The 26,935-nt window shown below is 64.3% G+C and carries 24 protein-coding genes and 2 pseudogenes; 6 read left to right on the top strand and 20 right to left on the bottom strand.

The window, feature by feature from the left end; all coding sequences use genetic code 11:
• Positions 1 to 157 precede the first annotated feature (157 nt).
• From GGD66_RS40320 to GGD66_RS40305, 4 genes and pseudogenes are all read right to left on the bottom strand, one after another.
• Positions 158 to 1,366 carry an MFS transporter gene (locus GGD66_RS40320; RefSeq protein ID WP_183262113.1) on the bottom strand — a complete coding sequence of 403 codons (1,209 nt, stop codon included), beginning with the start codon at positions 1,364 to 1,366 and terminating at the stop codon, positions 158 to 160.
• Between the two features lie 292 nt (positions 1,367 to 1,658).
• Entirely contained in the window at positions 1,659 to 1,826 is a 168-nt protein-coding gene (locus GGD66_RS40315; protein WP_018316817.1) for a hypothetical protein, read from the bottom strand.
• A 79-nt stretch (positions 1,827 to 1,905) separates the two neighbouring features.
• Positions 1,906 to 2,943: an MBL fold metallo-hydrolase gene (locus GGD66_RS40310; protein ID WP_028139702.1), complete on the bottom strand. Its 1,038-nt coding sequence runs from the start codon at positions 2,941 to 2,943 to the stop codon at positions 1,906 to 1,908.
• Between the two features lie 319 nt (positions 2,944 to 3,262).
• A pseudogene (locus tag GGD66_RS40305) lies at positions 3,263 to 3,717 on the bottom strand (hypothetical protein); the annotation flags it as partial.
• A gap of 217 nt (positions 3,718 to 3,934) precedes the next feature.
• Between GGD66_RS40305 and GGD66_RS40300 the strand changes: the two are divergent.
• The gene (locus GGD66_RS40300) at positions 3,935 to 6,184 is read left to right on the top strand and encodes an ABC transporter substrate-binding protein (protein WP_183262111.1); all 2,250 of its coding nucleotides are present in this window, start codon (positions 3,935 to 3,937) and stop codon (positions 6,182 to 6,184) included.
• Positions 6,185 to 6,386: 202 nt separating this feature from the next.
• Here the strand turns inward: GGD66_RS40300 and GGD66_RS40295 are convergent, their stop codons facing one another.
• Genes GGD66_RS40295 through soxX form a run of 7 tightly spaced genes read right to left on the bottom strand, consistent with a single transcriptional unit; the run spans position 6,387 to position 10,979 of the window.
• Positions 6,387 to 6,845: a hypothetical protein gene (locus tag GGD66_RS40295; RefSeq protein ID WP_183262110.1), complete on the bottom strand. Its 459-nt coding sequence runs from the start codon at positions 6,843 to 6,845 to the stop codon at positions 6,387 to 6,389.
• On the bottom strand, positions 6,842 to 8,593 hold the full coding sequence (soxB, locus tag GGD66_RS40290) for a thiosulfohydrolase SoxB (protein WP_183262108.1): 1,752 nt from the start codon (positions 8,591 to 8,593) through the stop codon (positions 6,842 to 6,844). Before soxB ends, GGD66_RS40295 begins: the two co-directional genes overlap by 4 nt.
• A 53-nt stretch (positions 8,594 to 8,646) precedes the next feature.
• On the bottom strand, positions 8,647 to 8,952 hold the full coding sequence (locus GGD66_RS40285; RefSeq protein WP_183262106.1) for a hypothetical protein: 306 nt from the start codon (positions 8,950 to 8,952) through the stop codon (positions 8,647 to 8,649).
• The gene (gene soxA, locus GGD66_RS40280; protein ID WP_183262104.1) at positions 8,949 to 9,812 is read right to left on the bottom strand and encodes a sulfur oxidation c-type cytochrome SoxA; all 864 of its coding nucleotides are present in this window, start codon (positions 9,810 to 9,812) and stop codon (positions 8,949 to 8,951) included. The genes GGD66_RS40285 and soxA overlap by 4 nt, the downstream gene beginning before the upstream one ends.
• Positions 9,812 to 10,123 carry a thiosulfate oxidation carrier complex protein SoxZ gene (gene soxZ / locus GGD66_RS40275; RefSeq protein WP_018316825.1) on the bottom strand — a complete coding sequence of 104 codons (312 nt, stop codon included), beginning with the start codon at positions 10,121 to 10,123 and terminating at the stop codon, positions 9,812 to 9,814. Before soxZ ends, soxA begins: the two co-directional genes overlap by 1 nt.
• Before the next feature lie 13 nt (positions 10,124 to 10,136).
• Positions 10,137 to 10,628 carry a thiosulfate oxidation carrier protein SoxY gene (gene soxY / locus GGD66_RS40270; RefSeq protein ID WP_092251644.1) on the bottom strand — a complete coding sequence of 164 codons (492 nt, stop codon included), beginning with the start codon at positions 10,626 to 10,628 and terminating at the stop codon, positions 10,137 to 10,139.
• A 24-nt stretch (positions 10,629 to 10,652) separates the two neighbouring features.
• Positions 10,653 to 10,979 carry a sulfur oxidation c-type cytochrome SoxX gene (soxX, locus tag GGD66_RS40265; protein ID WP_177236886.1) on the bottom strand — a complete coding sequence of 109 codons (327 nt, stop codon included), beginning with the start codon at positions 10,977 to 10,979 and terminating at the stop codon, positions 10,653 to 10,655.
• A gap of 267 nt (positions 10,980 to 11,246) precedes the next feature.
• Between soxX and GGD66_RS40260 the strand changes: the two genes are divergently transcribed.
• Positions 11,247 to 11,918: a DUF938 domain-containing protein gene (locus tag GGD66_RS40260; protein WP_183262102.1), complete on the top strand. Its 672-nt coding sequence runs from the start codon at positions 11,247 to 11,249 to the stop codon at positions 11,916 to 11,918.
• Positions 11,919 to 12,166: 248 nt separating this feature from the next.
• Here the strand turns inward: GGD66_RS40260 and GGD66_RS40255 are convergent, their stop codons facing one another.
• Entirely contained in the window at positions 12,167 to 14,233 is a 2,067-nt protein-coding gene (locus GGD66_RS40255; protein ID WP_183262101.1) for a prolyl oligopeptidase family protein, read from the bottom strand.
• Positions 14,234 to 14,428: 195 nt separating this feature from the next.
• Here GGD66_RS40255 and GGD66_RS40250 point away from each other — a divergent pair, with 195 nt between their 5' ends.
• Positions 14,429 to 15,676, top strand: a complete 1,248-nt coding sequence (locus tag GGD66_RS40250) for an MFS transporter (protein ID WP_183262099.1) — start codon at positions 14,429 to 14,431, stop codon at positions 15,674 to 15,676.
• Positions 15,677 to 15,840: 164 nt separating this feature from the next.
• Positions 15,841 to 17,076, top strand: a complete 1,236-nt coding sequence (locus GGD66_RS40245; RefSeq protein ID WP_183262097.1) for an MFS transporter — start codon at positions 15,841 to 15,843, stop codon at positions 17,074 to 17,076.
• A 91-nt stretch (positions 17,077 to 17,167) separates the two neighbouring features.
• On the opposite strand, the gene GGD66_RS40240 is transcribed toward GGD66_RS40245, so the two are convergent.
• On the bottom strand, positions 17,168 to 17,662 hold the full coding sequence (locus GGD66_RS40240) for a VOC family protein (RefSeq protein ID WP_183262095.1): 495 nt from the start codon (positions 17,660 to 17,662) through the stop codon (positions 17,168 to 17,170).
• Between the two features lie 109 nt (positions 17,663 to 17,771).
• Entirely contained in the window at positions 17,772 to 18,317 is a 546-nt protein-coding gene (locus GGD66_RS40235) for a carboxymuconolactone decarboxylase family protein (protein ID WP_026201739.1), read from the bottom strand.
• A gap of 137 nt (positions 18,318 to 18,454) precedes the next feature.
• On the opposite strand from GGD66_RS40235, the gene GGD66_RS40230 reads away from it, so the two are divergent.
• Together GGD66_RS40230 and GGD66_RS40225 are read left to right on the top strand one after the other, a co-directional pair.
• On the top strand, positions 18,455 to 19,669 hold the full coding sequence (locus GGD66_RS40230) for an acyl-CoA dehydrogenase family protein (RefSeq protein WP_183262093.1): 1,215 nt from the start codon (positions 18,455 to 18,457) through the stop codon (positions 19,667 to 19,669).
• Positions 19,670 to 19,817: 148 nt separating this feature from the next.
• Positions 19,818 to 20,957, top strand: coding sequence for an acyl-CoA dehydrogenase family protein (locus tag GGD66_RS40225; protein WP_183262091.1), 1,140 nt, complete (start codon positions 19,818 to 19,820; stop codon positions 20,955 to 20,957).
• 206 nt (positions 20,958 to 21,163) lie between these two features.
• Here the strand turns inward: GGD66_RS40225 and GGD66_RS40220 are convergent, their stop codons facing one another.
• The 6 genes and pseudogenes from GGD66_RS40220 to GGD66_RS40195 form a co-directional block, all read right to left on the bottom strand.
• Entirely contained in the window at positions 21,164 to 22,201 is a 1,038-nt protein-coding gene (locus GGD66_RS40220; protein WP_092251959.1) for an amino acid ABC transporter substrate-binding protein, read from the bottom strand.
• 87 nt (positions 22,202 to 22,288) lie between these two features.
• Entirely contained in the window at positions 22,289 to 22,882 is a 594-nt protein-coding gene (locus tag GGD66_RS40215) for a L,D-transpeptidase (protein ID WP_092251651.1), read from the bottom strand.
• 359 nt (positions 22,883 to 23,241) lie between these two features.
• The gene (locus GGD66_RS40210) at positions 23,242 to 24,216 is read right to left on the bottom strand and encodes a hypothetical protein (RefSeq protein ID WP_183262089.1); all 975 of its coding nucleotides are present in this window, start codon (positions 24,214 to 24,216) and stop codon (positions 23,242 to 23,244) included.
• Positions 24,217 to 24,305: 89 nt separating this feature from the next.
• Complete coding sequence (locus GGD66_RS40205) at positions 24,306 to 25,283, bottom strand: hypothetical protein (protein WP_183262087.1); 978 nt, start codon at positions 25,281 to 25,283, stop codon at positions 24,306 to 24,308.
• A gap of 109 nt (positions 25,284 to 25,392) precedes the next feature.
• Positions 25,393 to 25,958, bottom strand: a pseudogene (locus GGD66_RS40200) (redoxin domain-containing protein).
• 31 nt (positions 25,959 to 25,989) lie between these two features.
• Positions 25,990 to 26,688, bottom strand: a complete 699-nt coding sequence (locus GGD66_RS40195; RefSeq protein ID WP_183262085.1) for a cytochrome c biogenesis CcdA family protein — start codon at positions 26,686 to 26,688, stop codon at positions 25,990 to 25,992.
• Positions 26,689 to 26,935 lie beyond the last annotated feature (247 nt).

The following is a 26,935-nucleotide window of genomic DNA, read 5'->3' as shown; positions in this document are numbered from 1 at the left end:
CTGCACCCAACAGGCCGCACATATGGATGCAAGCGATCCGGTCAAACCTCACAAAGCTCTTGTGCCACGGGGGCCGTCCACATATGGGTCCCCGCGCCCCGTGCGCAATTGCGCACTAGGCGGGGACGACAGCTCAATTTGTGGCGATACCGGCGACTCAATTTGCCTTGGCCCGCTTCCGCTCCGTGAACGGCGACAGCGCCACCGTCGCGACCATGAAGATCACGGACGCGCCGAACACCCAGTGCGGTGCGCTCTGGTCCATGATCCAGCCGAACAGTAGCGGGCTGATAATGCCGCCGAGATTGAAGCCGGTGGAGACGATGCCGAAGGCGCGCCCGGCGGCGCCGGGAGGCGCTGCGTTGCGCACCAGCATGTCGCGCGAGGGGGCGATCACGCCGGAGAGGAAGCCTGCGAGCGTCATCGCGGCAGTCAGCGCCCAACCGGGCAGCGTCACGAGTGCGATCAGCAGCACGATTGCCGCGTTCACGGCAAAGCTGGCCGCGGCGACATAGCCGTGGCGTTCGGTGTGGTCGGCGAGAAAACCGCCGGCCAGCACGCCGGCGGCGCTGGCGCCAAGGAATGCCGTCAGCATGACGTTGGCGGCCGAATAGGACGTGCCATAGCCGCTCATCAGCGCGACGACGCCGAAATTGTTGATGCCGGCGACCGAGAGGCTGAGCAGCATGAACAGCGCCGTCAGCACGATCAGCGCCGGCGTGATGACAGCCTGCTTCGGTGCGTTCTCCGTGCCCGGTTTCTTCTTGCTGGCGCCGGCGTCGGGAATGTTCATGACGAGCAGCAGCAACGCCACCGCAATGCCGATCGCGCCCGAGGCGATCAGCGCCCCGACGCCGCCGGACAGGGTGACGAGTGCAGCCACGATCGCCGGCGCCACCGCGCCGCCGAGAAACCCGGCAAAGGTGTGGATCGAGAAGGCGCGGCCCATCCGTGCCTCGTCCATGTGCTCGGCCAGGATCGCGTAGTCGGCGGGGTGATAGACGCTGTTGGCGAGACCCAGCAGCACGGCGCAGGCGATCAGTGAGGCGTAGCTGAGGTGCAGACCAAGCAGGATCAGCGCGAAGCCGCCGAGCGTCAGGCCGGCCAGCAGAATTCGCCGCGCGCCAAAATGGTCGACGAGATAGCCGGTCGGTGCCTGCGTCAGTCCGGACACCACCGCGAACACGGTGAGCGCGAAGCCGAGCTCGATATAGCCAACGCCGAGCTGCGCCTTGAGGAACGGGAACAGCATCGGCAGGACCAGCAGATGGAAATGGCTGACCCAATGCGCGATCGAGATTCCGGTCAGCGTGCGTAGTGCGCTGTCCGCCTTGCCTTGCTGCGGTGCGGCGAGAACGTCGACCATTGCAATTCCGGTTTCACTCCCTGGAAGGCGCGCAAACTATCGGGGAGAGCGGTTATTTGTCCATGAACGCAGGCGCATGGCAGGTAGTGCGGGTGGTAGAAGAGCGCGTTGAGGTGCCTCCACGCCGTCGTCCCTGCGAAAGCAGGGACCCATACCGCGTGATGTCTCGATTGTGATCGGTTGAAGTACCGAACGACGATCTCCGCAAAACTCCTCCTTGTGGCTACGGGTCCCTGCGCCCCGTGCGCAATTGCGCACTAGGCAGGGACGACAGCGGAGTTTGGGGCCGCCCTCACAACGGGTCGTCATCCGGACCGTAGCGGTCGCGTTTGGGCGTCGCGATGTCGCCGTCCTCGTAGTCGTCGTCATCGAGAGGAGGCGGCGGTATCTTCACCTTGTCTTCCGCCCGCTTTTTGTCAGCGATTTTGGGCGGCTCGCTTGGCTTGCCGATCTTGGCCATGGCTGTTCCCGGATGGTGATGCTGCATCCGATCCTATACGGAACATATGTGTAGTTTCTGACCTATCGCAAGCGGGCCGTCAGTGCACCAGCGGCCCGCCCGCCTTCTTCCAGGCATCCACGCCGCCGGCGATATGGGCGGTGTTGGAAAGGCCGGCCGCCTTGGCGGCGGCCACCGCCATCGCCGAGCGCTCGCCGAAGGCGCAGAAGAACACGATGCGGCGGCCGGTGGCGGCGGCGACCTCGCGCAGCATACCGCCGGGCTTGAGGCTCTCCTCGACGGACGGATAGGGCGTATGCAGCGCGCCTTCGAGCATGCCGTGCTTCATCCGCTCGTTGGTCTCGCGCAGATCGACCAGCAGCATGTCGGGCCGGCCGAGAATGCGGATCGCCTCGACCGCGCTGAGCGCGCGGCCTTCCTTCTCCAGCTCCTCCTGATGCAGGCCGACATGCATGTTGGCGGGCACCGCCACGTCCATCATCTTCGGATTCGGTAGCTTCAGATTGGCCATCAGCTCGATATATTCGTCGACCGACCGCACCTGGAGCCGCGGGTTGTAGCGCTTCTCCTCGCCGATGGTGGAGACGGTGTCGCCCTTGTAGTCGTGCGCCGGAAACACCATCGTCTCGTCCGGCAGCTTGAGCAGGCGGTTGAAGATGGAATCGTACTGTGCGCGCGAAGAACCGTTCTGGAAATCGGTGCGGCCGGTGCCGCGGATCAGCAGCGTATCGCCGGTGAAGACGCGATCGCCCATCAGGTAGGAATAGGAATCGTCGGTGTGGCCGGGCGTGTACATCACGTCGAGCGACAGGCCCTCGATCGTCACCTTGTCGCCGTCGGCGACCCGCATCGCCACCACGTCGGCCTTGGTCTGGTCGCCCATCACGGTCATGCAATGGGTGCGGTCGCGCAGCTCGCCGAGGCCGGTGACGTGGTCGGCATGCAGATGGGTGTCGACCGCCTTGACCAGCTTGAGGTCGAGCTCGCGCAGCAATTGGCAGTAGCGGTCGACTTTCTCCAGCACGGGATCGAGGATCAGAGCCTCGCCGCCGGGGCGGCTGGCGAGGACGTAGCTGTAGGTGCCCGAAACGCTGTCGAAGAGCTGGCGGAAGATCATGGCAGGAAGTCCGGCGGTGGAACTGGTTTCGAGGATTCTACTACGTTCCGGGCCGGAAAGAGAAGTAATTCACTGGGCGGATCGCAAGTTTTGGAAGATTTTTGCTTTGCAGGATCGAATCTCCGATTGGACGCGATGGCCGTCCCACAAGTTCAGTGTCGTCCCTGCGAACGCAGGGACCCATAACCCTAGGGTGAAGTTTGGCGAAGACCAGCCGTTCGGTGCGCCTGCCGCCGCGATCGAGAGATCACGTGGTATGGGTCCCTGCGTTCGCAGGGACGACAGCTGAGTGCGACGCGGGAGCGCGGCGCCCCCTCAGGGGCCTCACCACCGTATATCCATTCTCCGCCAAAAACAGGATCTGCCCGACGCCCACCTGCACTGGGGTCGCGGCTGGATGAACTCCGGCCGCTTGCCGGTCTCGCGCTCGATCGTATCCACCGTGTTGAGGCAGATGTCGAAGCGCACGCCTTGCGCGATCAGGCTTTCGACCTGCTTGCGGCGCTCGCTGCCGGACAGCAGGAGATCGACGCCGGGACCGAACGCGACGACCTCGATCGCGATCTTGTCGGGGTCGTACGCCTTCAGGAGATTATTGGCGACGCTGAGCACCAGCGCCTGCTTCTTCGCATCACCGTCGGAAAGCTGCAGCACGATCTTGTGCTCGGCGAACGGCTTGTCCTGCAGCGGTACCTGCTGTGCCGAGGCCGTTGGGATCGCGACCCGGACCAGCAGCGCCAGCATCAGCGCGCAAAAGATCGGACCCCGAATCATCCCTGTCCCGCAATGCCTGGATTGTCCTCGACGCCCTTCAGCGTGACACCGGGGCCAAGCCGCTTCTCGTCGGCTTATCAGGGTGGACCGGACGTGAGCGGACGGCCGGTGGCGATGGGGCGGGCTTGAAAAACGCTGTTAGCGGCGGCAATCTCGGCCTGATTGAGGCTTCGATCTGACGAATCTCGGCTTATGCCGACCGATGCGAGGATCGACGATGAAGCAGCGGCCGATAGTGTGGCTTGCCGTTGTTGCAGGCGTGGTCCTGGTGCTTGCTGTCGCCTGGGCCGCCATCCTCTGGACGCGCCCAGAGCCTATTCGCATCGCGTTCGCCAATTCGCTCTCTGGCCCGTCCGCCCCGATCGGGGCGGAAAGCCTGGTCGCTACGCAGCTTGCAATCGACGAGGTGAACGCCAAGGGGGGTGTCAACGGACGGCTGATTGAGCTCGTTCTGTTCGACGACGCAAGCAATCCAGCTGTGGCCCGCGCGAATGCGCAGGCGATTGCCGACAGCCCGTGCGTCGCTGTGCTCGGACATTATCTTAGCTCCGCGTCGCTCGCGGCGGCGCCGATATACAAGGATGCGCGGATACCGGCACTCACGGGAAGCTCGGCTGCCGACGATCTGACAAACAACAGTGAATACTATTTTCGTGCGCTGTCGCCGGTCTCCGTGCAGGCGCGCTCGATCGCGGAACATCTGCGCGCCGTGATGAGGGAGCCAAAAGTCCGTCTCGTTCACACGCGCGATTCCTACGGCAAGAGTTTTGAGCGTGGATTTGCGACGGCCTATCCGGCGGAGCAGTTGCGTGTGTTCGGACTGGACGTCGCAGCCGGTCAGATCGGATCGACGGATGAGGCGCTGGACGCTGCCGCGCAGGAGCCCGGGCCCGGTGTTATTGTCGTCGGCGCGGCAACCGATTTTAGCGCAGACATCGTCAAGGCGCTCCGCCGCCGCGGTATCAAGGGAATGATCATTGCATCCCAAGCCGCGGCCCGCGAAAGCTATTTGCAGAATTTCGCCAATGAGCCCGAGGAAAAAGCGCAGCCGGGTTTCTTCAGCGAGAATCTGTATGCTGCTTCCTCGCTGATGTTCGACAGTGCCGGCGTGGCAGCGCAGGTCTTTGCCGCCGACTACAAAGCGAAAGCGGGAACCTTGCCAAGCTGGGTTGCCGGCGGCTCGTATGACGCTGCGCGCCTGATGATCGATGCGCTAAAACGAGCTGCCGTACATCCCCGGTTTATGGGGCAGGGAATTCAGAAACGATCCGACAGCAAGGTCGCAGATCGCGACCGTGTGCGCGTCGCGCTCGCCGCGATCAACGATCCGAAATCGGCGGTCGTCGGGCTGACTGGGCGGCTCTATTTCAACGCGAACCGCGACATTCCGCGCCCGATTCGACTGGGTTTCTTCCGTTACGGTTTGTTCGTCACTGCGCCGCTGCAACTCGTGCGCATCGATCAGCCCAAAGGAATCGATCTCGCCGCGGAACGAGAGAAGGGCCATGTCGTCACGTTCGGCGACCGACACTACTGGATTCAGCGCGTCGTTTATACCGGCATCGACATCATTCGCGTCAGCCGGGTCGACGTGAAGCAAAATTCGTTCAACGTCGACTTCTATCTCTGGATGCGGTTCGCCGGGGACGATGAGGCGCAGACGCACGTCGAATTCCCGGCCTTGCTGGATCGCGGGGCGTTCGATCCGGCTCGGCCGATTCAGATTGGACAGGAAGACGGCCTGAGCTATCGGCTCTATCGAATCAACGGCGATTTCAAAGCCCGTTTCGATCTCCATGATTATCCGTTCGACACGCAGGAATTGCGTCTACGTTTCCAGAACACGGAGCAGCGGCGGGAACTCATCACCTATGTCATCGATCGGTTCGGCTTGCGCCTCGCCGGCGACGGAAGCTCGCGGGCCGAGGATGGGGCCTATTCCGGACTTCAGCTCTGGCGATTTCTCGGACTGAACTATTTCGTCGAATCTCAGTCCAGCGGATCGACGCTCGGAAAGGCGTCCTCGTTTGGTGCCGAGGCAGTGACGGAATTCGCAGGCTTCGATGCGACCATCATGCTGCGCCGCAGCTCCGCCATCTACATGCTGAAGAACCTATTGCCGCTGTTTCTGCTCGTGCTCGTCGTGTTCGCGACGCTGTTCTTTCCCGAAACCATGTTTCGTGAACGCGTGACGATTCCAGTGACCTCGATCCTGGCGAGCGCGGTGCTGCTCGTGACGGTCGCCAGCCAGGTCGGCGATGTCGGATACACGGTGGTCGTCGAAGAGATGTTCTACATTTTCTTCATACTATGCCTGATGACGATATTGGCGGGCTACAAACATGAAAAACTTCGAGACGCCGGCCGAAAGCGCGCCGCTATTGTTTTGGATCACGCAGCGCGGATCATTTATGCCGGGACGGTACTCGCTGTAATCGTTGTGCTCTACCGGCGTTATGCCGTGTGAGGCAAGCGTGGATACCTCGCCGGGTCCGCCACACCTTCTTGAAATTCGCAGCATGAGTCCGGATCGGGTCCTTGGCCGACATGACCAAGCGCGCCTCTTTTGCCTGTTTCCGTTGGTCATGCGGACGTCGTCCGCCGGGCGGATTGGGTACACGCCCTAGACAGGGACGGACGACAGGGGAGTGTTCGGCGGGACGACCCTCCTACGGCCGCACCAGCGTGTAGCCATTCTCCGCCAGGAAGAGGATCTGCCCGACGCCCACCTGCACCGGCGTCGCCGCCTGGATGAACTCCGGCCGCTTGCCGGTCTCGCGCTCGATCGTATCCACCGTGTTGAGGCAGATGTCGAAGCGCACGCCTTGCGCGATCAGGCTTTCGACCTGCTTGCGGCGCTCGCTGCCGGACAGCAGGAGATCGACGCCGGGACCGAACGCGACGACCTCGATCGCGATCTTGTCGGGGTCGTAGGCCTTCAGGAGATTATTGGCGACGCTGAGCACCAGCGCCTGCTTCTTCGCATCACCGTCGGAAAGCTGCAGCACGATCTTGTGCTCGGCGAACGGCTTGTCCTGAAGCGGCACCTGCTGCGCCAAGGCTGGCAGGATCGCGGCCTGGACCAGCAGCGTCAGTAGCATCGCGCGAAACATTTGCGCCCGCATCATCCTTGTCCCGCAATGCCCGGATTGTCCTCGACGCCCTTCAGCGTCACGCCGGAGCCGAGCCGCTCCTGGAACATCCGGCCCGAGCGCAGATATTTGCCGACGACGTCCCACACCGGCGCGCCTTGCTGGCCGTTGACCGAAGCCCAGCCCGCGACCTTGTAGCGATGGCTGGCGCTGAGTGCCTTGCCGCCATGCAGCTTCAATTCGGAGATGCGGCCGCCGATCGCGGCGGTCGGCGTGCAGGTGTAGCTGAGCCCGCCGGCCCGCACCATGTCGCCGCCCTGCTGATAATAGGGATCGGCGTTGAAGAGATTGTCGCACACGTCTTCCAGCACGTCCTTGATCTGGGCGCCTGTCATCTCCTGCACATAGGTCTCGGGATAGGTGATCGCCGTCTCCGTGAGCAGATCCTCCATGGTCAGCGCCTGGCCCGACAGCGCGGTGACGCCCCAGCGGAACCCCGGCGACAGCGCGATCTCGGCATCGAGCTCGGTGCGCAGCGCCGTGCAGATCAGCTCGTCGACCGGCCCGGAGAAATTGCCGCGCCGATAGAGCAGGCGGTCAGGCGTTGCGATCTTTGCCGACCAGTCGGTCACGTGCGGCGCGCGCAGCCGGCCGATCAGCTCGGCCATTCCGGGGTCGGGCTTCAGCAGCTCGGAGTAAACAGGAAGCAGATGATAATGAATGTCGCTGACCTTGCCCTTGTCGATCGCAAGATCGAGCACGGCGAGGAATTTTCCGTTGGAGCCGGCATTGGTGACGAGCGTGGTCCCGCCGGCGTTCTTCACGGCAATCGGCTGCGGTACGGCGTCATGGGTATGGCCGCCGAGAATGACGTCGATGCCCGTGACGCGGCTTGCGAGCTTGAGGTCGACATCCATGCCGTTGTGCGACAGCAGGATGACGGCGTCGACCTTGTCGGTGCCGCGCAAGGCATCGACATGCTTCTGCAACTCCTCCTCGCGGATGCCGAAGGTCCAGTCCGGCGTGAACCGCTTGGGGTGCGCGATCGGCACGTAGGGGAAGGCCTGGCCGACGATCGCGACCCGGTGACCGCCGATCTCCTTGATCATCGAAGGCTTGAACACGCGTCCCGTGGCCTTGTCGAAGGCGGGAGCGTCGTTGAACGCGGCTTCCTCGGTCAGGAACACGTTCTGCGCCAGGAACTCGCCCTTGAAGCGCTCGAGATTGTCGCGCAGCGTCTGCTCGCCATAGGTGAATTCCCAATGCCCGGTCATCGCTTCGATGCCGAGCAGATTGGCGACCTCGACCATGTCGCGGCCCTGCATGACGTTGGCAAGCCCGGTGCCCTGCCAGAGATCGCCGCCGTCGACCAGCAGCGAACGCTTCTCGCCGACATCGCCACGCAAGCGATCGACCAGCGTCTTCAGATGGGCAAAGCCGCCGAGCTTGCCGAAGCGGCCTGCTGACTTCTCGAACTCGACGCAGGTGAAGGCATAGGCATCGGCGCTGTCGGGACGGATGCCGAAACGATCGAGAAAGGCGCGGCCGACCAGATGCGGTGGCCGCCCGGCCATCTCACCGACGCCGATATTGATGCTGGGCTCGCGGAAATAAACCGGGTTGAGCTGCGCATGCGTGTCGGTGATGTGCAGGATGCGCGCGTTGCCGAAGCGCTCGAGGTCGTAAATGCTCGCGGACTCAGTGCCCCGCGCAAGCCGCGGCAGACTGAGCGATGCAGCGGCAAGGCCTGCGCTCTTCAGGAAATCGCGGCGGCGGATCGCCATACCAAAATTCTCCGCGCCCTCAATGTCGCAAGACTGTTCCAGTTAAGGCCAGTCTAGCGGATTTCCATCGCCTTCCAGGCTTCTTTTTCGGACGTCGCCTGGAAGATCGACGCCTTTGCCAGCGCCTCGGCCTCCCTGGCTGCGGCGGTAGCGCGGTCGAAATCGCCGCCATCCGCCGCTTTCCTGGCCGCGGCCAGCGTCGAGACGGTCACGGTCCACTGGTTGCGCAAGCCGGCAGCCTCCTTCGATGCGGCTTCCGCGGTGGCATAGGCCGCCTTGTAGTCCGCTTCATTTGCCGCGCGCGCAGCTGGCGCGAGGCCGAACGCCAGCAGCATGGCGAGGGGAAGTGACCGCTTCATGGCCGCGCTCCCGGGCCAGATATCGGCAGGCCATTGGCGACGTAGGACAGGAAGTATTCGACGTCGCGATATTCGTCCGATTGCGGCTCCAGCGGAACCGCGCGGGTCTGGCTGTTGCAGGTGACGAAGCGGCGGCTGGTGGTGCCCATGCCGCTCCATTCGGAGCGGTAGATCGGCATCGCGTTCAAAATGCCGAGCGCCGGCGCCAGGACCTCGGCGCGGATGCGCTCGCCCGGGCTCTGCACATGGCAGCTGGCGCAGGAGAAATTCATCTGGCCGCGCCGCGTATAGAAGTAGCGCTTGCCGTTCTCGAATGCCGCGAGCGCTCGGGGATCGTCGGGAATCTTGATGTCCATCGGCTTGCCGCGCGAGGTGAAGGCCATGTAGGCGGTGAGCGAGGCCATCTCGTCCTTGACGTAGGAGTAGGGCGCCTCGCCATTGGCCTCGCGGCAGCGGTTGAGCGCGAGCTCCAGCGTGACGACCTTGCCTTCCTTCTCGTCGAAGTAGGGATAGTTCTGGCGGATGCCGACGCCCCCGTTGGGGAAGCAATCGGCATAGGTCTTGCCGTTCTTGAACGGGGTGGCGAACATCTCCTTGCCGGCGTCGAGCGCGAACTCGTAAGGCGGGAATTCTTCCTTCTCCTGCCACTGCCGCTTCATGTCCGCGTTCATGGAATACGGACCGTTGACGAAGTCCTCGTGCTTTACGTCGGGAAACTTCTGGAAGAAGAAGTTCTGGAACGCCTTGGCGTCGGCAACGGGATCGACCTTGCCGGCCGCGACGACGCGCGGAGAGGTGAGGGCGAACGCAACGAGTGCGGCGCTGAGCGAGCCAAGCAGCAATGCAGACCGGGTCTTCATCACGCGATCTTCGCGGTGGTCGTATCCGACGCACCCTTGTTGTCGGTCCAGGAGATCTTGAGGTCGTCGCCCTTCTTGGCGCCCTTGAAGCTGAACTTCACATAGGGGTCCTTGGAGACCGCAGTGCCCCAATCGGCGACGAAGACGTCCTTGCCGTTACATTCGAATTTCAGCTGCTGGATGTAGTGCGCGGGGATCAGCTCGCCCTTGGGATCCTTGACCAGGCCGGTATCCATGGGGTGCTGGATCAGCGCCTGCACCTCGGTGATGTCGCCGTTGGATGTTGCGCGCACGCGAATGCTTGATGCCATCGGATCGATCCTCCTAGCCGCCGCAGCCGCCGACGGTGACCTTCACTTCCTTGGTCGCGCTGTAGAGCTTGCCGTCAGCCTCGACGATGGCGACCAGTTTGGTGGTCTTGGCCATTTTCAGCCGGTTGGCGACGCCCGGAACGGTGCCGTCGGCGACCTTGTAGGACGCTGCGAGCGCGTACGGGTTCTCGGTCACGAGGAACGAGATCGAGCTCACTTTGTCGAGCGTCGTCGTCACCGAGACCGGCACGACGCCGCCGTTCTCGGCGATCTCGGGCGCATCCAGCTTGACCTTGTCGGAGGGCTCTGCGGTCTTGCCATAGAGCGCCTTGATCGCGTCGGCCTCGTTCTTCTGCTTGAAGGCCTCTTCCGGATATTTGTCGTTGGCCGCGGCGCGCGCGGGCGTGGCCGCGAACGGCAGATTGCCAAGGCCGAGCAGGGCGACAGAGGCCGCGCCCTGAAGGATCAGGCGCCTTGTCGCAAGCGGGCCGGTGGTCGTGGTCATCTCAAATCTCCTGGCAGCCGGCCGTTACAGCGTCTGCAGGAAATCAACGATCGCGCTGATCTCCTGTTCGGTCAAAATCCGGTTCCGGCCGAACGGCGGCATCATGGTCTGCGGATTGCGCTTGGTCTCGTCGAAGATGATCGCGGTGAGCTCGTTGCGATCAGGGTATTTGGCCTTGAGGTCCTTCAGTTCCGGCCCGATTGTTCCCGGCAGGTCGCCGCCTTTGATGACGTGGCAGGTCAGGCAATTGCCCTTGCCGCGATCGAAGGCGAGCTTCTGGCCGTCGGCGACAGCGGATTGTGCCCGCGCTGGAGCCACAGCCGCGCCGGTGGAGAGGACCAGCGCCACCAGGACGGCAAGCTTGCAAGGAAAGGCGGTCAAGGCATCGTCCCAAGCGTTATGTCGATGATCTCGTTTGCGGAAATGTAAGCGTTCCAAAGCACAAAGGGCATCGCCTGACAATCAAGACTATGCACGCGGCAAAATGGAGTTAATATCCCGCGCATTGCAACCGATGAGATAGTTTGTTCATCCTAACAGGTTGACACTAGCAAATTATTCTAGGGCGTTTGGCCCTTACGGGCCGTCTTTTCTGTTTCGCATTCATTGGGGACTGACTTGGCTGAATATGTCGTCGAATTTGGCAGGGATGGCGGGCGGGTCGAGCCGGATGGACGGCTCGATGCACCGGCGTTCCATCGCAACCATGTGCCGATCTGGGCGGCGCTGGAAAAGCACCTCACCGGCCTGACCGGCAACGTGGTCGAGCTCGGCAGCGGAACCGGCCAGCACGTGGTCTATTTCGCCCGCCACACGCCCGGCCTGATCTGGTGGCCGAGCGACCTCAACCAGCGCCACCTCAAGAGCATTGAGGCCTGGCGCGTCCATACAGGCCTCGCGAACATCCGCAGCCCCCTGCGGATCGATCTCACCGATCCCGACTGGTGCGAGGAGATGAAAAGCGGACGGGCGCCGACGAGCCTTGCGGCGGTGTTCTGCGCCAATGTCATTCACATCGCGCCCTGGGCCGTGGCAGAGGGCCTGTTCGCCGGCGCCGGCCGCTACTTACGCCCCGACGGCAAGCTGTTCCTCTATGGCCCGTTCAAGCGCGACGGCAAGCACACCGCGCTCAGCAATGCGGTGTTCGACACCTCCTTGCGTGAAGGCAATCCCGAATGGGGCGTGCGCGACATCAGCGATGTCGAGCTCCTCGCGCGCGGCGCGGGCCTTCGCCTCGTCGATACGATCGACATGCCCGCGAACAATCTGACGCTGGTGTTCGAGCGGTAAGCGAAACGTCTGCTTGAGCCCAGGGGCGCGCCGCGAAAGTGGTGCGCTCCCTCCCCCCTTGTGGGGGAGGGCGGGGGAGAGGGGTAACCCAGCAAACGGTCAATCCATCTGGATCGTGACGCGCGCGCAAATCGAGAGAGTCCCCGTGTGGCACCCCCTCCCTGCCCCCCCCGCAAGGGGGGAGGGAATGAGAGAGCTGGGCCCGCCTCACCTCGCGATGCGATCAGAGCTTCGAGAGCCCATCACTACTACCCTTCTTCCCTCCACCCGATCTTCTCCTTCAAGAACCGGAAGCCGAGCACCTCGAAGCCGGCGCGTTCCCTGTTGTCCTTGCCGTAGCCGTGGCCGCCGGCTTCCGGCTCGTAGAACCAGGCCTCATAGCCCATGGCCTGCAGCTTGGCCGTCATCTTGCGGGCGTGGCCGGGATGAACGCGGTCATCGCGCCTTGTGGTGGCGATCAGGATCGGCGGATAGGTCTGGCCGGCTTTCACGTTGTGATAGGCCGAGTAGGTTTTCAGCCACTCCCATTCCTCGGACTTGTCGGGGTCGCCGTATTCCGCGATCCAGCTCGCGCCCGCGAGCAGTTTCGTGTAGCGGCGCATGTCGATCAGCGGGATGGTGCAGAACAGCGCGCCGAAGTGCTCGGGGTAGCGCACCAGCATGTTGGTGATGAGGATGCCGCCGTTCGAGCCGCCCTGTGCCGCAATGCGCTTCGGCTGCGTCACGCCGCGGCGGACGAGATCGGCCGCAACCGCGGCGAAATCGTCGTGCGAGAGTTTCTTGCCGGCGAGGCGGCCGGCGTCGTGCCAGCGCGTGCCGAACTCGCCGCCGCCGCGCAAATTCGCCTGCACAATGGTGCCGCCGCGCTCCAGCCACAGCTTGCCGAGCGAGGAATTGTAGTAAGGCTTCACCGAATGGGCGAAGCCGCCATAGGCGCTCATATAGACCGGCGCCTCGCCGGTCTCGCCTGCCGGCCCGGTCTGGACATAGGGAATGCGCTCGCCGTCAACAGAGACCGCCTCGTGCTGCGTCACCACGAGGCCGTCGGCGGTGAACGTCTTCGGCGCTTGTTTCAGGACGATCGGGCTGGCGACGTCGCGCTCGATCAACAGCAGTGACGGCGGGGTGAGTGGATCCTGCACATTGGCGAGCAGATCGCCGTTGCTCTCGCTGGGATGACGATCGAGCGGCCAGACGTCGACGACGCCGATTTGCGGCAGGCCGGCAAGCGTCTCGCGGCTCCAGCCGGTGGCGGATGGCGTGCAGATCTCAAAGCGCGGACGCAGCTCGTCGAGGATCGACAGCACGAGCTTGCCCGCCGCCCAGAACAGGCCTTGCAACGCGCGCCGCGGCGCCGGCTCGAACAGCACCGCAAAATCGCGGCTGCCGTTCAGGAACGCCGACAGTGAGATGCCGAGCACGGTGTCGGTGGCGTAGGTCCGCCCGCCGGCCGTCCAGTCCTTGCGCAGCTTCATCGCGAACCAGTCGCCATGGGCCTGCAGCCAGATGCCGGTCGGCAGATCGAGCTTGGTCATGCGACCGGCAGCATCGCGCAGCCAGACCGCGTGATTGAAGAAGTCGATCTGCTCGACGATCCAGACCCGCGGCTCAGGTCCGGTGTCGTCGGCGCCGCCATAGATCATCATGTGATCGGCGGTGGTCTCGGCGATCATCTCAGCCTGATCGACCGGCTGGCCGCGCCGCCACAGGCGAACTGTCCGCGAGTATCCGGAGTCGGTCACCATACCCTCGCCATGGGCACTCGACAGCAGCAGCGTATCGGCATCGAGCCAGTCCGCGCCGCCCTTGGCTTCCGGCAGTATAAAGCCGTCCGCCACGAAGCTCTTCGCAACGAGGTCGAATTCCCGCAAGGTCACGGCGTCGCTGCCACCGCGCGACAGGCTCAAAATGGCGCGCGAGCTTCCCGGCGTCGTGGCGATCCCGCTCAGCAGCCAATCCTCGCCTTCGCGCGCTGCGAGCTGGTCAATATCCAGCATGGTCTCCCACGCAGGATTGATCTTGCGAAACTCCGTCAGCGTGGTCCGCCGCCACAGGCCGCGCGGGTTGGCAGCGTCCTTCCAGAGATTGTGCAGGTCGCTGCCGCGCCGGCTGACATAGGGAATGTTGTCGGGGCGATCATAGATCGCTGCGAGGATGTCGCGGTCATGCCCGAAGGCTTTGCCGCCGAACGCCGCGAGCGTCAGCTGGTTCTGCCGCTCGACGAAATCGAGCGCTTGCGTGCCCTCGATCTCCTCCAGCCAGAGCCAGGGATCGTCGTCGGGAGCGCTGAGCGTGGGCCTGTCGTCGACGGTCATGAACGAAACTCCGAAAAATAGCGGCGGATAGGATTTGATCGAGCGCAAGCCGTCAAGTGCGCGGCCCGCTATGATCGCACCGATTGCGTCAGAGGCATGGCCAGCGCCCGTTTGCGCCGGTTGTCCGGCCACTCGCGTCCCTCCATAGTGCCGGGAATCAACAAGCCCTTGAGCCCGTTCGGGCAGAAAAAGCCGATGCTTGACGTGACTTCTGCCCATGCAATCGCCGACGACGCCCGCGTGCGCGCCAATGTGGTGCGCCTGGCTGCAGCCCAGGCGCTGACCGGTGCCAATTCGGCGGTGATCTTCGCTACCGGCGCGATCGTCGGCTCCACGCTCGCGCCCGACATGTCGTTCGCGACGGTGCCGATCTCGATGTATGTGGTCGGACTCGCCGCCGGAACGCTGCCGACCGGCGCGATCTCGCACCGCTTCGGCCGCCGCGCGGCCTTCGTCATCGGCACCGCTCTCGGCACGCTCACCGGCGTGCTCGGCTCGTTCGCGATCCTGCACGGCTCGTTCGCGCTGTTCTGCATCGCGACCTTCCTCGGCGGCCTCTACGGCTCCGTGGCGCAATCCTATCGCTTCGCGGCCGCCGACGGCGCCAGCGCGGCCTACCGGCCGAAAGCTGTGTCCTGGGTGATGGCGGGCGGCGTATTCGCCGGTGTGCTCGGTCCGCAGCTCGTGCAATGGACCATGGACGTCTGGCAGCCTTATCTGTTCGCCTTCAGCTTCCTGGTGCAGGCCGCCGTGGCGCTGATCGCGATGGGCATCGTCGCCGGCGTCGATATGCCCAAGCCCGCACCGGCCGATCTGCATGGTGGCCGGCCGCTGCTCACCATCGTGACCCAGCCGCGCTTCATCGCCGCGGCGCTGTGCGGCATCATCTCCTATCCCATGATGAACCTCGTCATGACCTCGGCGCCGCTCGCCATGAAGATGTGCGGCCTGTCCGTGTCCGATTCCAATTTCGGCATTCAATGGCACATCGTCGCGATGTACGGGCCGAGCTTCTTCACGGGCACGCTGATCGCCCGCTTCGGCGCACCGAAAGTCGTGGCCGCCGGCCTGCTGCTGGAGGCCGGCGCTGCCGGCATCGGCCTCTCCGGTCTCACCGCGATGCATTTCTGGGCCACGCTGATCGTGCTCGGCGTCGGCTGGAATTTCTCCTTCATCGGCGCCTCCGCCCTGGTGCTGGAGACGCACCGCCCGCAGGAGCGCAACAAGGTGCAGGCCTTCAACGATTTCCTGGTGTTCGGCATGATGGCGATCGGCTCGTTCTCCTCCGGGCAATTGCTCGCCAGCTACGGCTGGTCGGCGGTGAACCTGGTGGTGTTCCCGCCGGTGGTGCTGGGCCTTGCCGTGCTCTCGCTGGTCTCCTGGGCCCGCCGCCGCAAGGCGCGGCTGGAGGCGGCGATGGGCGAGTTCCCGGATGCGATCTGACTGGCAGGAGGCTGTCAGCAACCTTGATACTTCGATCCAGGTCGAAGTGATTTTAAGGTAAGGGCCATTTAGATGTCGTCGTGGCCGGGCTTGTCCCGGCCATCCACGTCTTAGGTGCTCGGATCGAACAACGTGGATGCCCGGGCATGACGGAGTAAGCGGCGATGCTCGACAATCCTCAGACCCCAGCGCTCGATGAATCCTCCCTCCGCTACGAAGGCTGGCGCATCGTTGCGGTCTGCTTCCTGCTCGCGACCTTCGGCTGGGGGCTCGGCTTCTACGGCCAGAGCGTCTATGTCGCCGAGCTGCAGCGCGCGCGGGGCTGGCCGACCACGCTGATCTCGTCAGGCACCACGTTCTTCTATCTGTTCGGCGCGCTGCTCGTCGTGTTCGTCGGCGAAGCCGTCAGGAGATACGGCCCGCGCCTCTGCCTGATCGCCGGCACGCTGGCGATGGCGGCAGCCGCGGTCGCGATCGGCGCGGTGCGCGAGCCCTGGCAGCTTTATCTCGCCAACGCCGTGCTCGCCTTCGGCTGGGCCGGCACCAGTCTCGCCATGATCACCAACACGATCAGCCTGTGGTTCGACCACAAGCGCGGCATGGCGATCAGCCTGGCGCTCAATGGCGCCAGCTTCGGCGGCATCGTCGGCGTGCCGCTGCTGGTGACCCTGATCGGCCATGTCGGCTTCGCCAGCGCGATGTACGCTGCCGCCGGCGCCATGCTGGTGCTGCTGCTGCCGGTGATCCTTGTTCTCGTCGGCCGGCCGCCCGATCACCATGGCTGGCACGCGGCGGCGAAGGCGAAGCCGCAATCATCGACGCAGATTCGCGCATGGGCGCTGCGCGACGTCGGCTTCCTCACGGTGACGATTGCGTTTGCGCTGGTGCTGTTCGCGCAGGTCGGCTTCATCGTGCATCTGATCTCGTTCCTCGATCCCGTGATCGGCCGCGGGCGCGCCGCGGTCGCCGTCGCGGTGCTGACTGCGATGGCGGTGGTCGGCCGCGTGCTGTTCTCGCTGGTGATCGATCGTCTCAACCAGCGGCTGGCCTCCGCGCTGTCGTTCCTCAGCCAGGCCGCCGCGCTGCTCGTCGTCATCAACCTGCACAACGATTACGTGCTGATCGCGGCCTGCGCGGTGTTCGGCTTCTCCGTCGGCAACCTCATCACGCTGCCGTCGCTGATCGTGCAGCAAGAGTTCGATTCGGCCTCGTTCGGCGTTCTGATCAGCCTCAACACCGCGATCAACCAGGTGACGTATGCTTTCGGCCCCGGTGTCGTCGGGGCCTTGCGCGATTGGTCCGGCGGATACGCGTTGCCGTTCTATCTCTGCATCGCGCTGGAAGTGGCGGCCGCCGCGCTGATCATGGTGCGCGGGACGCCGTGGACGAAGCTCCCGTAGGGTGGGCAAAGGCGCAAAGCGCCGTGCCCACGATTTTTCGATGAGTCAGCAGGGTTTCGTGGGCACGCTTCGCTTTGCCCACCCTACGAGACTATCCTTGCCGGTCCCTCAGCAGTCCCTCCACATCCAGCCGTTTGGTAAACATCGCGAGCTTGCCATCCGGCCCGAACGGCCATTGTTCCCTCGGCTTGTCCCAGTACAGCTCGACACCATTCTCGTCGGGATCGCGCAAATACAGCGCCTCGCTGACGCCGTGGTCGCTGGCGCCATCCAGCGCAATGCCGGCCGAGCGCACGCGGTGCAGCGCATCGGCGAGAGCGGCGCGCGTCGGATAGAGGATCGCGGTGTGATAGAGCCCGGTGGTGCCCGGCGGCGGCGGCGAGCCGCCCTTGCTTTCCCAGGTGTTGAGCCCGATGTGGTGATGATAGCCGCCGGCCGAGATGAAGGCGGCGCCCGAGCCCATCCGCTGCATCAGCTCGAAGCCGAGCACGCCGCAATAGAAGCCGAGCGCGCGATCGAGATCGGCGACCTTGAGGTGAACGTGGCCGATCCTGGTGCCGGCGGCGACGGCTGGGCTTTGCGACATGGGAATGCTCCGTTGAAAGCATGCACATAGGGCGGGCTCCGGGGCTCTGCTACGGCCGATCCCGAAACCCAGCGTTTCCTGATGCGCAATTGCGCATCAGGATCGGAAACTAAGCCAGTTCCGGCACCTCGCCTTCGGGTAGGTCGAACTCGAACGTGTTCAGCGTCATCGACACCAGCGTGTAGTAGCCGCACAGTCCGATCACCTCGACCACGCCGCGCTCACCGAGAAGCTTCACCGCCTCATCATAGAGGCCCTTCTCGACGCCGTGTCCCTCGTGCAACGATTTCGCCACGTCGTAGATCATCTTGCCCTTGGGATCGTCGAACTCGGGCGTGCGACGGTCGCGGATCGCGTCGATGATTTCAGGCTTCATGCCGCCCGCCAGTGCCAGCCGCTTATGCGCGTACCATTCGTAATGCGCGGTCCAGTGCCGCGCCGTCACCAGGATCGCGATCTCCGAGAGCTTTGCGGGGAATATCGTGTCGTAACGCAGCACCTCGCCGAGCCGCGTGGCGTGACGGGCCATGTCGGGGCTGTTGAGCCAGGCCATCATCGGCGCCGGCGGCTTGCCGCGCTTGCCGGCGATCGACTCGTCATAGGTCTGCCGCTGGCTCTCGTTCATTTCGCCAGGCGAAAGAAGTTTCAGGCGCATCGTCGTTTCCTCTTTGTTTTCAAGCACCGTCTTGGTCGCGACTATAGCGGAATGCGGGCTCGCGGAAGTGGTTGAATTCCGCGGGAGCTTGGCCCAGAGTCGCGCCCAACAAGTCGATTGATTGATGGAAACGACCAATGACTGACTCCAAAACCAGCGAATCTGAGACCGCCGATCTCGAATCTTTCCGCAACGAGACGCGCGCCTGGCTGGAAGCCAATTGCCCGCCGGAGATGCGCAAGCCCGCAACGTCGGATGCCGACGTGTTCTGGGGCGGGCGCAACGCAAAATTCTCGTCCGAGCCGCAGCGCATCTGGTTCGAGCGCACGCGCGACAAGGGCTGGACCGTACCGGACTGGCCGAAGGAGTACGGCGGCGGAGGTCTGAGCGCGGCCGAGCACAAGGTGCTGCGCGCCGAGATGGCACGGATCGGCGCGCGCCCGCCGCTGTCGAGCTTCGGCATCTGGATGCTCGGGCCGGCGCTGCTCAAATACGGCAATGAGGCCCAGAAGAAGGAGCATCTGCCCAAGATCGCCGCCGGCGAGATCCGCTGGTGCCAGGGCTATTCCGAGCCGAACGCCGGCTCCGACCTGGCTTCGCTGCAGACCCGCGCCGAGAGCGACGGCGACGATTTCGTCATCACGGGATCGAAGATCTGGACCTCCTACGCCAATTACGCCGACTGGATCTTCTGCCTCGTCCGCACCGATCCCGCCGCGAAGAAACATGACGGCATCAGCTTCATCCTGTTCGACATGACCTCGAAGGGCGTGACGACCAAGCCGATCCTCTTGATCTCCGGCTATTCGCCGTTCTGCGAGACCTTCTTCGATGGCGTCCGCGTGCCGAAATCGCATGTGGTCGGCACCGTCAACCGCGGCTGGGACGTTGCGAAATATCTGCTGCAGCATGAGCGCGCGATGATCTCCGGCATGGGCGAGCGCGGCGTCGGCCGTCCGCTCGGCCAGATCGCGGCCGATTCCGTCGGTACCGATGCGCAGGGGCGGCTCGATGATTCCATGCTGCGCGGCAAGATCGCCAGCTTCGACGTCGATGAAGCCGCGCTTGCGGCCTGCGCCGAGCGCGCGGTCGATCTCGCCAAGGCGGGACAGGCGCATCCGGCGTTCTCCTCCGCGATGAAATATTACGGCACCGAGCTCAACAAGCGCCGCTACGAGATCCTGATGTCGGCCGGCGGCGTCGATGCGCTGGAATGGGAGAGCGAGCGCTCCAAGCAGGGCGCCCGCCCGCGCGCCTGGCTGCGCACCAAGGCCAACTCGATCGAAGGCGGTACCACCGAGGTGATGCTCGGCATCGTCGCCAAGCGCATCCTGGATTTGCCGGGGGCGTAGGGCGCAAGTTCTCACCACCCGTCATTCCGGGGCGCGCGCAGCGCGAGCCCGGAATCCATACTCCCGATCGTGGTTATGGATTCCGGGCCTGGCCCTTCGGGCCATCCCGGAATGACGAACCAAATAGATTTCGAATCGGAAACACACCATGGCCCTCGTCCTCACCGAAGAACAATCAATGCTCCGCGATAGCGCGCGCGGGCTGATCAGCGACAAGGCGCCGGTGTCGCACCTGCGCCATTTGCGCGACAGCAAAGACCCCACCGGCTTCTCCAAGGAGTTTTGGCATTCCTTCGCCGAAATGGGCTTCGCCGGCCTTTTGGTGCCGGAAGAATTCGGCGGCAGCGGGCTGGGCTATGTCGAGGCCGGTGTCGTGATGGAGGAGATCGGCCGCACCTTGATGCCGTCGCCGTTTCTCGCCACCAGCGTGGTCGCGGCCTCGGCGCTGAACCGCGGCGGCAATGCTGCGCAGAAGTCGGAATATCTGCCGAAGATCGCGAGCGGCTCGCTGCTCGCGACGCTGGCGATCGACGAAGGCCCCAAGCATCGCCCGCTTCAGACCAGTCTGCAGGCCGTGCGCGCCGGCAACGGCTTCAAGCTCTCCGGCGCCAAGGCGCTGGTCGTCGATGGCCATGTTGCTGATTTGCTCATCGTTGCCGCGCGCACTGCCGGCTCCGCCGGCGAGCGCGAGGGCTTGACGCTGTTCCTGGTCAACCCCAAAGCCAAGGGCGTCGCAATCGAGCGCACCATCATGGTCGATTCGCACAATGCGGCGCGGATCGAGCTCGCGAATGTCGAGGTCAATGCCGACAGCGTGCTCGGCGAGGTCGACCAGGGCGCTGCGCTGCTCGACGGCATGCTCGACATCGGCCGCGGCGCGGTCGCCGCCGAAATGGTGGGCTTGAGCGACGAGGTCTTCAACCGCACCGTCGAGTACCTCAAGAACAGAAAGCAGTTCGGCAAGCTGATCGGCGAATTCCAGGCGCTGCAGCATCGCGCCGCCGAGCTCTATGTCGACATCGAGATCACCCGCGCCGCCACCATGAAGGCGCTTCAGGCGCTGGACGGCGATGTCGCGAAGGCGGCCTCAGCCGTCGCCGTGGCAAAGGCGCGCGCCGGCACCACCGCCACCCGCGCAGTGCAGGAAGGCGTGCAGATGCATGGCGGCATGGGCATGACCGACCAGTTCGACATCGGCTTCTTCATGAAGCGCGCGCGGGTGTGCGAGGAATTGTTCGGCGACGCCAATTACCACACCGAGCAGCTGGCGCGGGCGCGGGGGTATTGAGGCGATAGACGTGAGACGCGAGCGCGCGCCTCACCCTTCGGTGTCGTCCCGGCGAACGCCAGGACCCATAACCCCAGGGAGTAGTTTGGCGAAGACTCGCAGTTAAAGAGTCTTCCCGCGGTACTGTCACCTGTGCTTATCGATAGATCAGCGCAGTACGGGTCCCGGCGTTCGCCGGGACGACAGCGGAGAGAGCCGCCTCTTCCTTACCTCATCGGCGGCGCGTACTGCACGCCACCGGCGTTCCACAGCTGGTTCATGCCGCGCGGGATCTTCAGCTTCGACTTCTCGCCGATGTTGCGCTCGTACATCTCGCCGTAATTGCCGACGTGGCGGATGATGCGGACGGCCCAGTCCTTGGTGAGGCCGAGCTGCTCGCCGTAATTGCCTTCGGTGCCGACGAGGCGCATCACTTCCGGCTTCTTCGACTTCAGGGCCTCGTCGATGTTCTCAGAGGTGACGCCCAGCTCTTCGGCGTTGATCATCGCATAGAGCGTCCACTTCACGATCATCATCCAGTCGTCGTCCCGCTGGCGCACCACGGGGGCGAGCGGCTCCTTGGAGATCATGTCCGGCAGGATCATGTGGTCGCCGGGCTTCGCCAGGTTGATCCGCAGCGCGTAGAGCTGGGAAACGTCGGCGGAGAGGGTGTCGCACTTGCCGGTGTCGTAGGCCTTCACGACCTCGTCGAGCTTGTCGAACTTCACCTCGTCATACTTCATGTTGTTGGCACGGAAGTAATCGGTGACGTTGAGTGCCGTCGTGGTGCCGGCCTGGACGCAGACCTTGCTGCCGGTCAGGTCCAGCGAGGTCTCCTTGTTGCGCGAACGCGGCAGCATGAAGCCCGCGCCGTCGTAATAGGCAACTGCGGGGAAATAGAGGTCGTAGTCGAGCTCGCGCGCCATGCTCCACGTCGAGTTGCGCGAGAGGATGTCCACCTTCCGGCTCTGCAATTCCTTGAAGCGCTCGCCTGCATCGAGCGGGATGAACTTCGCCTTGCCCGGGTCGTTGAAGATCGCCGCGGCCACCGCGCGGCAGAAATCCACGTCGAAGCCGGTCCAGTTCTTGTTGTCCTCGGAGTACGAGAAGCCCGGCAGGCCCTTGTTGACGCCGCACAGCACCTCGCCGCGGCGCACGGTGCGCTTCAGCGTACGGGTGTCGTAGAATTCATAGATGATGGCCAGAACGGCGACCAGCACGGCGACCGCGAGCCCGATCAGCAGGCCGCCTCGAAAAGTGCGCATCATGTTGCTCTCTCGAAAAATCGGGAAAAGGAATCAGGAGGGAAGGCGACGAGCATGGTCCGGAGGACCATGCCCGGATCAAAAACCTCAGAGCTCGGGCTTCTGCCGGATCACCACTTTGGTGCCGACGGGGACGCGCTCATAGAGATCGGCGACGTCGTTGTTGACGAGACGGAAGCAGCCCGAGGACACCTTGGTGCCGATCGTGTCGGGGCGGTTGGTGCCGTGGATGCGGTAGACGGTGGTGCCGAGATACATGGCGCGGGCCCCGAGAGGATTGCCGGGGCCGCCGGCCATGAAGCGCGGCAGATAGGGCTGGCGCTGGATCATTTCCGGCGGCGGCGTCCAGTCCGGCCATTCCTTCTTGTTGGTGATGGTCACGAGGCCTTGCCACTGGAAGCCGTCGCGGCCGACGCCGATGCCGTAGCGGATCGCCCGCCCGCCCGGCTGCACCAGATAGAGGTGCCGTTCGGCGGTCGAGACGATGATGGTGCCCGGTGCTTCGGTGGTGCGGAAGTAGACGACCTGCTTCTGCCATTCCGGCTCGAGCTGGTAGCCGTCGTCGGCGACCAGACCCGGCTCGTCGCCGCGGTCGGGCTGTTGCGCGATGGCCGGCGGTGCGGACAGGATCAGGCCGATCGCGGCCACGAACATCCCGGTCAGGCGACGAAAATCCGTCATTTCAAGCTCTCCCCACTGCCACGGCGCAAATCATTCGGAACCATCAAACCTGAGGGGCATGTTCATGGCAAGTTGATGGCGCGCCGCCCTGATATGTCACGAGAATGCTTTGGTTTTTTGACGCCCGGCCGGCAATGCCACAAACAGGGGATGGCGCGAAAAGCCTAGGATGCTGCGGCTGGGCGGGGGTGCGCTCCCTCCCCCGCTTGCGGGGGAGGGTTGGGGAGAGGGTGTCTCCTCTAGGGAGACTCCCCCAGAGGAGAGAGCCCCCACCCGGCGCTACGCGCCGACCTCCCCCGCAAGCGGGAGAGGTTGCAGCGAGCCCGCAGCTAGATCACCTGAGCCAACAGGCATCGATGTCAGATCTTGTTGCTCTCCGCCGCGATCCCGAGCCGCCGCACGATCTCCGTCCCCACCGCGCGCGCCTCTACTCGCGAGCCGATGCGGGGGCTGCGAAACCTTCGCCCCGAGTGCAACCGGATCGTGACGATGCAGTGCTCGTCCTCGGACCGGCCGCGGCGCTCGACGGTGATCGTCTTCACGTCGTGCCCTTCGATATGATCGGCGCGCGGCGTGCCGTCGCCCCACAGGCGTTCGACGCGGATGTCGTGCTCGCGAATGATCCAGAACGCGCCGGTGACGAGGTTGGCATAGCGATGCACGGCGAACGCCGCGATCACGCCAAGCGGAAGCAGCAGGATATCGACATGGGTGGGCGGCCACCCGCGCCACAGCTTGTAGGCATAGGGCAGGGCGGACAATGCGACGGCGATCAGGGACACGATGCGGATGTCCCGCGCGGAAAATGCCTCGAGCGGCTCGCCGAGATGCATCTCGGGATTGCTGGCATCGAGCGGGTTGACGGGCTCCTCGACATTGGGAACCTCGAACTGTGTCGCGATCCGGGCCACGGTATCGCGCACATGGGTGACGTCGGAGATCGGCGGGGACGTCAGGCGCTCTCCCGAACTCAGCGTGAAGACGAGCTGAAAGCGGGCCTTCACCCGCTTGCTGCCGGGAACCTGCAGCCTCGTGATGACGTCCTTCGCGACGATGCGCGTGCGCAGCTTTCCGAACGGGCTTTGTCGCCCGATCAGGATCTCGCCAGGCGTGATGATCCACACCACCGCCGGCGCCATCATGATGCCGACGACGAACCCGGCTCCCACCAGCAGCGCCGCCACCGATATGATGATCTCCAGCGTGTCGCGCGTGAACAGGCCGGGCGTGAAGCACAGCGCAACGGCGGCCGCAAAGCCGGACATCACCAGCCGCTGCGCGATCGAGGAGCCTTCACGAAGGCGGATGTCGTTATTGGGGGGCGTGTCGTCCATTGCGGGCGGCTGATTGCGTTGCCGCGAAACTCCACGGACGGGTCCGTGGAGTCAAGCAACAAGGGCGAGAGACAGGCCGGTCACGGGACTCAGCGGCGCACCCGTTCGATAGCGATCCCCAGCCGTCGGGCAATCTCGTCGTTCACCGCTTGCGTCTCTACCTTCGTTCCGATGCCCCGGCTGAGGAACTTCTGCCCGCTCAAGAGGTCGATTCTGACGACGTAGCGCTCCTCCTCGGCCCTGCTGTCACGCTCCAGCCCAATCGTGGCAACGTCGCTGCCTATGATCGTATCAACAATTGGCTTGCCGTCACGTGTCAGCCGTTCGACGCGCAGTTCGCCGTGGCGGATGATCCAGAATGCGCCGGCGGACGTGTGCGCATATCGAAAAGAGAGGAGGGCAATGACGGCGACGGCCACCCCGAATATGATTTCGGCAGTCGTGAGAGGCGCGCCGTTCCAGAATCTGTACGCATAGCGAATGGCGCAGAGGCCCGCGATGATCAGGGCGACGATTCGCCGCTCCGTGCCGGCGGCCTTTCGGACAGGTTCGCCGATCCGCATCTCCAAATTGGTGGCGTCAAGCGGGTTCACCGGAGGGTCGATATCGACGAAGCTTAGCTGTTCGGCGATCCGCGCTGTGGTCTCACGGACGTGCGTGACCTCCGGAAGCTGCGGCGAGATCAGGCGCTCACCTGACGTCAGCTGCAAAGCGAGGCGGAAGCACGTTGGGTCGGCCTTGTCGCGATTGATCCGAATTCCAGATATCTCCTCTCTCCGGATGAATCGGGTGTTAGGCTGGCCGAATGGTCGCGTCTTTTCGACGACGATCATGTCTAGGGCGATGGTCCAAAGCTCATCGGCGCCGAAGGCTGCTTCGTAGAGCGTCGCAACGCCGATCACCAGGCCGACCAACGCTGCAACGATTTCTGCGTATCCGTTCCAGGTCGCAAAGTTGCAAACAGAAATAAACAATACGAAGGTCGCCAAGCCAGCCCCAACAAGGCGACCTTCGGAAGATGTATTCTTGCGGAGACGAACTTCGCTTCCGGTCGTTACGTCGGTCATTGCGTGCGTCAAACTCCCCCGTCGCGGCGGAAGCTCCGCGAACGGCCCGGGGGAGTCAAGCAAGAAGAGTGTCTGGTCCCTGCCGCAACCTCAGGATTGGCCGTCGTGCTCAGCTGCTGGCGTTGAGCAGCTTCGCCACGGTGCGGTCGATCTCTCGTCGTAGCGGCCTTCGCCGGCGTGCTGGAACACGATCTTGCCGTGCTGGTCGATGATGTATTGCGCCGGCCAATATTGGTTGCGGTAGGCGTTCCAGGTCTTCGAATCGTTATCCTGCGCCACCGGATAGGTGATGCCGTGGCGCTTCAGCGCGGCCTGCACGTTCGAGGCCGAGCGCTCGAACGGGAATTCCGGCGTGTGCACGCCGACCACGACCAGGCCCTTGTCCCTGTATTTGGCGTAGAGTTCGGTGACGTGCGGCAGCGTGTTGACGCAGTTGACGCAGCCATAGGTCCAGAAATCGACCAGCACGACCTTGCCGCGGAGTTCGGCCATGCTCAGTGGTTTCGAGTTGAACCAGTTGTTGATGCCGGTGAAGTCGGGCGCGGTCTGTTGGCCTGCGGCGGCGGTGACGATTGGCGCGGCGCGCGCGGCCTCCTCGCAGATGCCGGGGATGACAGCGCCGGTAACGGTGAAGCCGATCAGGGCGGCGGAGACGGCAAGCAGCTTGAAAGTCATGGAAGCGTCCTCCGGTGAAGATGAGGGATGATCACAGGCCGATCTGGCCGGTGGGATAGAAGCCGGTGAGCCACGCCACGATCAGCGTGTCGTATTGGAAATAGGCGGCGAGCGCGAAGCCGATCACGACGATGCCAAAGCCCTGCTGCAGCCGCGGCGAGATCCGCGCCAGGCTGCGCACCCGCGTGGTCGCGGCCTGCCCGCCATAGGCTATTCCCAGCATCGGGATCGCGGCGCCGATCGCATAGGCGATCAGCAGCGTGCCGGCCCAGGCAAGATTCTTCGAGGTCGCAACCAGCGTCAGGATCGAGCCGAGCACCGGGCCGGCGCAGGGCGTCCAGACCAGGCCCAGCGTGGTGCCGAGGATGAGCCCGCCGAGCGCACCCTCGCGCTGGGTAGCGCCGGTGTTGCCGAGATCGAGCCAGCCATTGAGCCGGCTCGACAGCCATTCGAACGGCGCCGGCCACAGCATCAGCAGGCCAAAGCCGAGCAGCAGGATCGCGGCGGCCTCGCGCAGTACGTTCGGATCGAAATCGAACAGGCGGGTGATTGCGCCGAGCAGCAGCGCGACCGCCGAGAAGGAAACGACGAAGCCGAGCGCGATCATGAGGGGACGTAAGTGCCCCGCGCGCCCGATCGAGGCGCCAAGCAGGATCGGCAGCATCGGCAGCGTGCAGGGCGCGGCGATGGTGAGGATGCCGGCAAGGACGGCGAAGACAAGTTCGAGCATGGGGCACTCGTGAAGGAGGTCACGAGGATGGTTCGGGCGGCATGGAGCGGTCGTTACGGAGCGTCACGGCTTCGTGACGGGGAGCTGCCAATCGCACGGCCGGTGCGCTCCCTCTCCCGCTTGCGGGGGAGGGCTGGGGTGGGGGTCTCTCCGCGACGGGACATCCCCCCAGAGGAAAGAACCCTCACCCGCCGCGCGCGGGACGATGCTTCGCATCGCCCGGGGCGCGTCGGCCTCTCCCGCAGGC

It is taken from the genome of Bradyrhizobium sp. CIR48, assembly GCF_014198315.1.
Taxonomy (GTDB): Bacteria; Pseudomonadota; Alphaproteobacteria; order Rhizobiales; family Xanthobacteraceae; genus Bradyrhizobium.
Note: the sequence above shows the minus strand (reverse complement) of the source record. Positions and strands in the feature narration are given on the sequence as shown.